This window comes from uncultured Campylobacter sp. (assembly GCF_938045775.1).
GTDB lineage: Bacteria > Campylobacterota > Campylobacteria > Campylobacterales > Campylobacteraceae > Campylobacter_B.
The window spans coordinates 1-1,414 of the sequence record NZ_CALIBH010000150.1; the positions used below are offsets into that span (position 1 = coordinate 1).

2 protein-coding genes are annotated in these 1,414 nt (G+C 51.3%); both read right to left on the minus strand.

What is annotated here, in order from left to right:
• Positions 1-336 (minus strand): hypothetical protein (locus Q0238_RS05655; RefSeq protein WP_297943789.1); only part of this gene is annotated, 336 nt, incomplete at its 3' end.
• 662 nt (positions 337-998) lie between these two features.
• A partial coding sequence (locus Q0238_RS05660) for a flavodoxin family protein (protein ID WP_297943791.1) occupies positions 999-1,414 on the minus strand: 416 nt, incomplete at its 5' end.

Genomic DNA, 1,414 nt, shown 5'->3' on the forward strand with positions numbered 1-1,414 from the left:
AATTTTTAAATTTCGAACGTACGCTAAAGCTAGGCTCTTAAGCGCTTCGTCGTTAAATTTTGGATCTTGCGGCGGGCAAAAATACCCGGGCGCCACGCCTTGATCGAACGCTTCTCGCGTCTGCTGCGCCGTGACTGCGTAGATCGGCATTATGCGCGCTTGCAGCTCGGTGCCGTTTTGCAGCGGCGCGAACACCGCCCGCGTGCCCGCACCGTCAGGCATGAAGCACTGAAAAAGCCCGTAAAGCTTATCCTGTAGATCGATCTCTTCGCAATCTAAGCTTAAATTTAGCCCCGCAGCCTCGTTAATGCGACTAGCGTACTCGAGATTCGTCATTTTCGCCCCTTTAAATTTTGACCGTCAAAGCATTTGGGTGGAATTTTACCTAAATTTTACGCATTTGCCGAATTAAAATTTATGCGCGATGAGACTTTTGTAGAATTTAAAATTTAGCGGTTCGGTTTGGATTCGGTACAGCGACAAAGCAGGTGGAGCTATGAGCGGCGACGGATTGCCGTGCAGGTGGTTAGCAGCGTATGGGTTGTCACGCGGCGGGAGGACGGCGCCCGACAGCGGCGCCTACGGCATGTGACGACAGGAGTAGCCGATGATCGTGACCGCAACGCTCGCAGGCTACTTGTTTGCAGAAGCGAATTTTTCAAGTTCAGGCCGTCGCAAAATGGCGGGCGGTGTATTGGATGATGGCGGCGCTCGCAGACCGGTCGCTTACAAAAGCGGGGCTTTTGCGTTAAGAGCGCGCATTGCGGCGCAAGGTCAGCGGCATTATTTGATCCGTTGCGCGCGAGATGAAATTTTATCGTTTAAATTCTAGAGCAAGATTTGCACCTGCAGCGGCAAATTTTCTTATAGGAATGAAATTTGTCGTTCAAATTTAGCAAAGATAAAATTTTAAATCGTGTAAATCGCGAGGGGGGACGGGTAATGATTTGATTTCGTTCGCATCGCACAGTATTTAGGCGATACGACGCGATTAAATTTTACTTTATCCCCGCAAATGCTGCTTTTGCGTCCGCCAGATCCTTCTCGTCGGGGTGTTTCGCAGCCTCCGCCCAGCGCGCAAGTCGTTCGGGGGTGATAGGATGAGGCGAGTTGCCGCTAGAGGCCATTTTGCGCATCGTCTCAAGTAGATTCGGATCGATCGCACCCTGGCAGGCAAACTCCCTTACAATTTCGTTGCCGTTTGCTTTAAGCCCCTCTTCAAAGGTATCCAGGCACTTGCGCGAGTGCTCGCCGTCCGGCTCCGCGCCCAGCGTCATGAAAACGCCAAGCTTCTTGCCGTGAATTTTGCGTAAAAAGCGCGTAAATTTCGCCTCAGCCTCGCCCTTATCGACGTAAAAGCCCAAGGCTATAAAGTCGTAGTCATCGACCTCGCCTTCAAAGTCGCGGAAATTTA